Genomic DNA, 6510 nt, shown 5'->3' on the forward strand with positions numbered 1-6510 from the left:
CCCATGATGAGGACTCCTTGAGCAGCTCCTCGAGCTCCTCCTTGCTGCGACGTTCCAGCAGCATGTCCCAGTGGGTGCGCGGCGGCTTGACCTTCTTGGTCTCCACGGAGGTGCCCTCCATGAGCTGACCCTCCTGGCCGTTGCGGCACAGCCAGGTGGGCGGGATCTCCGCGTCGTCGGCGAACGGGACGTCGAATTCCTCACCGTTGTCGGTGCGGTAGCGGGCGATCCGGCGCGGGGCCAGGTCGTGGTCGCGATCGGTCTCGTAGCTCACCGCTCCGAGCCGGCTGCCCCGGAGTACGCGATCTGCCATGTGTGCTCCTGTAATTTCGGCGGCTGGTGCCGCAACTCGTACTACCTCAACGCACGGGAAGTCTGAACTGTTCCATTGTAGTCGCCCGGCCACATCAGCCGAGCGACCCCCGAATCGGCGTCGACGGTGGGTCGGTATCGGGAGGGTGCCCGCTCAGCGAGACCTGAACCGGCGAAGTGTGTCGCGGGCCGATAGGGTTTCCGATCATGTCGCGCAGTCGCCTGCTGTCCTGCCTGTGGTGCGGGCGGGAGATCGTGGATTCGGAGTCGGGTCGGCGTCGCCGCTATTGCCGCCAGTCGTGTCGCCAACGTGCCTATGAGCACCGGAGCAGCCTCAAGGGGACCGGAATTCCCGAGGACGCGGTGGTGCTGACCGCGCAGGAGGCCGCCGATCTCGCCGATCGGTGGTTCGCCGCGCGGTGTGCGGCCGAGGACGTGGCGACGGCCGTGGGGGAGGGAGCTTCGCCGGCGGAGCTGGCAGAGCTGAGTGCGACGTTGCTGCAGCTGGCCCGGGAAGCGGAACGACTCCGCTGACGATGCGAAAACCCGTGTACCCCATCGTAAGCCGATGGGGTACACGCAGCGGCACCGATGGGCGACTACCGCGCTAGCTCGACAGTGACTCCCGGGCACGCAGGTACACGGCGGTGACGCCCCCCGCGACGAACAGCGCGAGGGCCGCGGCGGCACCGGCTGTCGCGAGGTCGGGACTGGTGAGCGACTGTCCGCGCAGCGCCTGCCAGACCACCAGCGTGAGCAGTCCGAAGTAGCCGAGGACGGCGACCACGAGCAGCGCCGCACGGGTCGTTTCGGTGCGCAACCAGCGGTAGCGAGGCGCGAGTGCTACCAGGGCGAAGGCGATCAGCAGCAGCACCTGGATGCCGTGCAGCCCGACGAAGTGCGGGATGCGCAGGTCGCCGCCGATGGTGCTCCAGTGGGTGATCGGCATGCCCGCGGCAGCGTCACGTGCTGTATCGCCGGGCCGCACTGTGTGCCCGGCCATCAACCCCACGACGGTGCCGTCGGCCGTGCGGACGAGCTGCGGCCCGGTGAAACCCATCAGATACCCGAGCGCCATCCCGGTCACCGCCAGCCACAGCCCGGCCTTCAACGCGATCCTGGTCGGCCGGTCGGCCAGTTTCTGCCAGGAGATGATCACCGCCAGGACGAGATTCGCGAGGAACAACCCGGGCACGCCGGACGCGAACACCTGCTGCCCGATCTCGTTGACCGGGTCGGTGGCGTCGTTGAAGTGGCTGAACGTCCCGCGCGCCGCCTGGACCGCGATGAATCCCACATCGGCGACACCGGTGATCGCGAAGACAGTGCCCAGCCACCAGGTGGCACGCCGTCCGCGATGCGGCAGCCGCAGTATCCAGGCCAGGGTCACGCCGTAGAGGGCGAAGGCGAGGCCGAACTTGGCCGGTTTGAGCCACACCGACTCGCCGAGCAACAGTCGGTCGTCGACCACCATCCCGACCATCGACACCACCACCAGTGTGGTCATGAGCGCGGAATTCACCAGCAGCGGGCCGTGCCAGGGGGCGCGGTCGGTGCCGTCGCGCGCGGTGGGGGACGTGATGCGGGACAGCGTGTGGGTGAGGTCGATCGTCGCCATGTACCGAAGGTAGAAATCCGGTGCGCCACACCACGTCCCGCTGTGGAACGGTTCGGCTCCGATACCCGGGTACGGGTCGGGCTACGCGAGTTCTAGGGGTTGTCTCAGATTCCCATGCGCCAGATCGCGGCGTCGACCGCGCGGGGTGAGACGAGTGCGAGGGCCTGGAGTACGCGAGTGTAGGTCGGGTACAGCTCGACCGGGCGGGTCCGGATCGCGGTGGTGATCCAGTCGGCGGCTTCCTCGGCCGACAGTGCCGCCGCGTCGGCGTACTTGCCGGTGGGCGCGATCATCTCGGTGCGCACCAGCGGATAGCCGATGGTGGTGACGTGCACGCCACGGCGCCGGGTCTCCGCGCCGAGACTGCGCCCGAACGCGCCGAGCGCCGCCTTCGACGCGTGGTAAGCGGTGAACAGCGGCATCGATCCCGCGGCCACACCCCAGGTCGCCACATTGACGACGTGGCCGGTGCCCGCGTCGAGCATCGACGGCAGCAGCCCCATCGTGAGCCGGGTCGCTCCGAAGTAGTTCAGCGCCATGGTGCGTTCGTAGTCGTGGAACCGGTCGGTGGTGTCGGCGGCGCCGCGGCGGATCGAACGGCCCGCGTTGTTCACCAGCACGTCGACCGTCCCGAACTGCTCGAGCAGGGTCTTCGCCAGCGCGTCGGTCTGCTCGGCGTCGGCGAGGTCGCAGGTGATCATCTCGGCATCCCCGCCCTCGGCGCGAACCGCGTCGCGCACCTCGGCCAGCGGCTCGGCATTCCTGGCGACGAGCACCACCCGCGCCCCTTCCCGGCCGAGCGCGTGTGCCGCGGCTTTGCCGACGCCCGACGAGGCGCCCGTCAGCACGACCGTCTTCCCGGCGATCTCGTGCTGCTCACCACGGACCAGCCGCGCGAGCACGCGGGGGAGTGCGGGCGGGTTGAGCAGTACCGATTGTGCGACTTCGGCGAACACGGGGACTCCTGTCGAGGCGTACAGCGGGGCGAACAGGTAATTTACTTAATAGTAAATTACAAAGGGACCAATTGGGTGTCAACCGGCACGGAGGTCGATGGTTGGATGGAACGGTGAGCACAGCCGGTACCAAAGGTGTCCCCCGCCCCGAGCGCGAACAGCAGATCCTCGACGCCGCCGTCGCCGAAATCGGTCGTGTGGGTTACGCGGGGCTGTCCCTGGCCGATGTCGCGCAGCGCGCGGGCGTGTCCAAGCCGCTGGTCTACACCTACTTCCAGTCCAAGGACGGGCTCTACATCACCTGCGTGGACCGGGCGGCCACCGTCCTGTTCGACGCGATCGAATCCGCTATCGCCGGGGCCGGCGGTCTCAGCAAGGCGGAACGGACGCTCGACGCGATCTTCGTCGCGCTGGAACCGCGCCCACACGACTGGACCGTGCTCTTCGACCGCTCCCACCCCGACGACGGCCCCGCCGCCGACGCCGTCCGCGCCGCCCGCCGCCGCATCGCCGCCCAGGCAGCGCGCGGTGTCGCCGATGCCATCGGCGCTGTCGAGCTCACCGACCCCACCGACCTCTCGGCGCTGACCGACGTCTGGATGGGCGCGGTGACCTCGCTGGTCCTGTGGTGGTTGCGTCATCCCGACCAGACCGCCGCCCAGATGTCGGCCCGCAGCCACCGCCTGATCGGCGCACTCGTCACCGCCCCGCGGTGAACGCAATCCGCACCCCGGCCGGGGTGCGGATGTGCTTGTCCGACAGGTGTTCTACGAGGTGACGTCGGTGGTCGATCGGGCAGGCGGCAGCAATTCGGCGAGCAGTGTGGCCCACTCGTATCGGCGTTCGGGGAAGCAGCGCTCGAGCAGGTCGCTCATGATCGACGGTGCGATGGAGGCACCGGGGGAGGCGCCGAGAAGGCCGGCGATGGTGCCGTCCGCGCCGGTGACCAGTTCGGTGCCGAATTCGAGGACGCCGCCGCGCTCGCGATCGGGTTTGACCAGCTGGGCGCGTTGCCCGGCTTGGACCAGGGTCCAATCAGCGGGGTCGGCGGTGGGGTAGAAGCGTTGCAGCTGGGCGAACTTGCGTCGGGGTGAGGCCAGTAGCTCGGTGACGAGGTAGCGGACCAGATCGAAATTCCGCAGACCGACCGCGACCAGCGGGACGATATTGTGCGGGCGCAGCGTGGTGAACAGATCGGTGAGCTTGCCGTGGCGCAACAGGCGGGTGCTGAAGGTGGCGTAGGGGCCGAACAGCAGCGCGCCGGTGCCGTCGACCTCGCGGCGATCCAGATGCGGGACCGACATCGGCGGTGCGCCCAGCGCGGCCTGACTGTAGACCTTGGCGTGATGCTCGGCGACGACCTCGGGGTTGTCGGTGCGCAGGAACTGCGCGCCCAGTGGGAACACCCCGTATCCGCGCACCTCGGGGAGACCGGCCCGCTGCAACAGCCGCAACGCGTACCCGCCCGCACCGACGAACACGAACCGCGCCCTGACCTGGAACCGCCGCCCACTGTCGAGATCGCGGCCGCGCACGGTCCACAGCCCGTCAGCGCTGCGGGTGAGCCCGGTGATCTCACGATGCATCCGGACCGCGTTGCCCGCCGCGCTCATCGTCGACAACAACGACCTGGTCAGCGCCCCGAAGTCGACATCGGTGCCCGCGGTGTGCCGGGTGGCGGCCATCGCCTCGCCGTCGGCCCGGCCGCGCACGAGCAGCGGCGCCCAGTCGGCGATCACCGCACGATCCTCGGTGTACTCCATCTCCGCGAACGCGGGCAGCGTGCGCAGCGTGGCGTACCGCTGGCGCAGGTAGGCGATGTCTCGCTCGCCGAAGACCGCCGTGACATGCGGTGTCGAGGTGAGGAACGTGTCGGGCGCGAGCTCACCACGGTGGGCCAGCGCCGACCAGAACCGGCGCGAGAGCGCGAACTGATCGGCGATCCCGGCCGCCTTGGCGCCGTCGCCCGCGTCGGGCATGTAGTTGAGCTCGCACAACCCGGAGTGCCCGGTGCCCGCGTTGTTCCACGGATGGCTGCTCTCGGCCGCCGGTTCGCCGAGCCGTTCGAACAGCGCGATCGACCAGTCGGGCGCGAGGGTGCTCAGCAGGGCGCCGAGCGTGGCCGACATGATGCCGCCGCCGATGAGTACCGCGTCGAGAATGTCGTCGCCGCTGCCGGTGCTGGGCCGTGTGGGTGTGGTGTCGTTCATGGTCGAACCTCCCGTGAGCTGTGTACCGCCATCGTCACGCCGGAAACAGCGATCCGTCCAATACGGAATCGCCGAGGATATGATCCGGATATGGATGATTCAGCGGAGGCGGGAGCGCAGGCACTGGCTCCGCTGCTGACCGCCTTCGACGCGGCGGCCGAAGAAGGCCACTTCACGCGCGCGGCCCAGCGACTCGGCGTGCCGCAGTCCTCGCTCAGCCGCCGGATCAGAACGATGGAGCAGCTCCTCGGCGTGGCGTTGTTCCAGCCGGTCGGGCGCGGGGTCACCCTCACCCCGCAGGGGCGTGATCTCTACGCACACACCCGGGGACTGGTGCGCGCACTCGACGACGCGGTGCGGCAGGTGCGCGCCGACGCCGACCCCGACAGCGGGCTGGTGCGGTTCGGATTCCCGCTCACGCTCGGCCCGGTCAGCATTCCGTCGTTGCTCGCGCAGTTCCACACCCGCGCGCCTCGGATCCGGTTGCATCTGGTGCAGGCGCACGGCGAGGCGCTGGCCGAGCAGGTGCGCGAGGGCAGGCTCGACCTCGCGGTGATGATCCCGCCCCCGGCCGACCTGCCGACCGTCGATCTCGGCCGTCAGCGCATCGACCTGCACGTGTCGCGCACGCATCCGCTGGCCCGGCGCGCCCGCGTCGACCTCGCCGAACTGGCCGATGAGGCGTTCATCGCGAACCCGCCCAGCTACCAGCTGCGCACCCTGCTCGACAGCTGGTGTGCCGCAGCGGGTTTCACACCGCGAGTGGTCTTCGAGATCACCGAGTTCGAAACCCTGCGCGCACTGGTCGCACTCGGACAGGGCGTCGCGCTACTGCCCGCCGCCGAGGTCGCGAACCCCGACCTGGCGGTGATACCCATCGATGGCGAACGCGACCGCGAGGTCGGCCTGGTCTCGGGAGACCATGACTCGACGCTCGCGGTCGCGCGGCTTCGGGAATTCCTGATCGCGCGCCGGGCGGCGATCAGTGGGTGAGCGGTATCAGTCCTGGGCGACGCCGGCATCGACGCCACGCGCGGCGAGCCACGGGTGCGGGTCGATCGGGGCGCCGTAGAGCGAGCCGTCGGGCACATGCACCTCGTAGTGCAGGTGGGGGCCGGTCGAGTTGCCACGGTTACCGACGGTGGCGATGGTGTCACCGGCGTTGACGTGCTGACCGACCTCGACCAGGATGTCGTTCACGTGGCCGAACACACCGATGGTGCCGTCATCCTGCTGGACGCGGACCCACAGGCCGAAGCCTGACGCCGGACCGGCCTCGATCACGGTACCGTCGGTGACGGCGAAGATCGGCGCGCCGATCGGGTCACCGAAGTCGATGCCGTTGTGCGCGGTGCCCCAGCGGGCGCCGTAGTAGGAGGTCAGCCTGCCGCTGACCGGGCGAACGGTCTGCGGG

8 protein-coding genes are annotated in these 6510 nt (G+C 69.4%); 3 read left to right on the top strand and 5 right to left on the bottom strand.

Going from position 1 to position 6510, the window contains the following annotated elements; genetic code table 11:
- Window positions 1-313 (bottom strand): RNA polymerase-binding protein RbpA (locus tag ACFWF3_RS19600; RefSeq protein ID WP_379314747.1); only part of this gene is annotated, 313 nt, incomplete at its 3' end.
- A 206-nt stretch (window positions 314-519) separates the two neighbouring features.
- Between ACFWF3_RS19600 and ACFWF3_RS19605 the strand changes: the two genes are divergently transcribed.
- Window positions 520-846: a hypothetical protein gene (locus ACFWF3_RS19605; protein ID WP_378627566.1), complete on the top strand. Its 327-nt coding sequence runs from the start codon at window positions 520-522 to the stop codon at window positions 844-846.
- Between the two features lie 73 nt (window positions 847-919).
- Here the strand turns inward: ACFWF3_RS19605 and ACFWF3_RS19610 are convergent, their stop codons facing one another.
- Both ACFWF3_RS19610 and ACFWF3_RS19615 read right to left on the bottom strand, forming a co-directional pair.
- Window positions 920-1930: a hypothetical protein gene (locus ACFWF3_RS19610; protein ID WP_379314748.1), complete on the bottom strand. Its 1011-nt coding sequence runs from the start codon at window positions 1928-1930 to the stop codon at window positions 920-922.
- Window positions 1931-2034: 104 nt separating this feature from the next.
- Window positions 2035-2886, bottom strand: coding sequence for an SDR family oxidoreductase (locus ACFWF3_RS19615; protein WP_379314749.1), 852 nt, complete (start codon window positions 2884-2886; stop codon window positions 2035-2037).
- Between the two features lie 113 nt (window positions 2887-2999).
- Between ACFWF3_RS19615 and ACFWF3_RS19620 the strand changes: the two genes are divergently transcribed.
- Window positions 3000-3602, top strand: a complete 603-nt coding sequence (locus tag ACFWF3_RS19620; protein WP_379314750.1) for a TetR/AcrR family transcriptional regulator — start codon at window positions 3000-3002, stop codon at window positions 3600-3602.
- A 51-nt stretch (window positions 3603-3653) separates the two neighbouring features.
- On the opposite strand, the gene mqo is transcribed toward ACFWF3_RS19620, so the two are convergent.
- The gene (gene mqo, locus ACFWF3_RS19625; protein WP_379314751.1) at window positions 3654-5096 is read right to left on the bottom strand and encodes a malate dehydrogenase (quinone); all 1443 of its coding nucleotides are present in this window, start codon (window positions 5094-5096) and stop codon (window positions 3654-3656) included.
- Between the two features lie 90 nt (window positions 5097-5186).
- Here mqo and ACFWF3_RS19630 point away from each other — a divergent pair, with 90 nt between their 5' ends.
- Entirely contained in the window at window positions 5187-6089 is a 903-nt protein-coding gene (locus ACFWF3_RS19630; RefSeq protein WP_379314752.1) for a LysR family transcriptional regulator, read from the top strand.
- Window positions 6090-6095: 6 nt separating this feature from the next.
- Here the strand turns inward: ACFWF3_RS19630 and ACFWF3_RS19635 are convergent.
- Window positions 6096-6510, bottom strand: a 415-nt coding sequence (locus tag ACFWF3_RS19635) for a M23 family metallopeptidase (protein ID WP_379314753.1), incomplete at its 5' end; no start/stop codon positions are given.

The sequence above is a fragment of the Nocardia sp. NPDC060220 genome (assembly GCF_042727815.1).
Taxonomy (GTDB): domain Bacteria; phylum Actinomycetota; class Actinomycetes; order Mycobacteriales; family Mycobacteriaceae; genus Nocardia.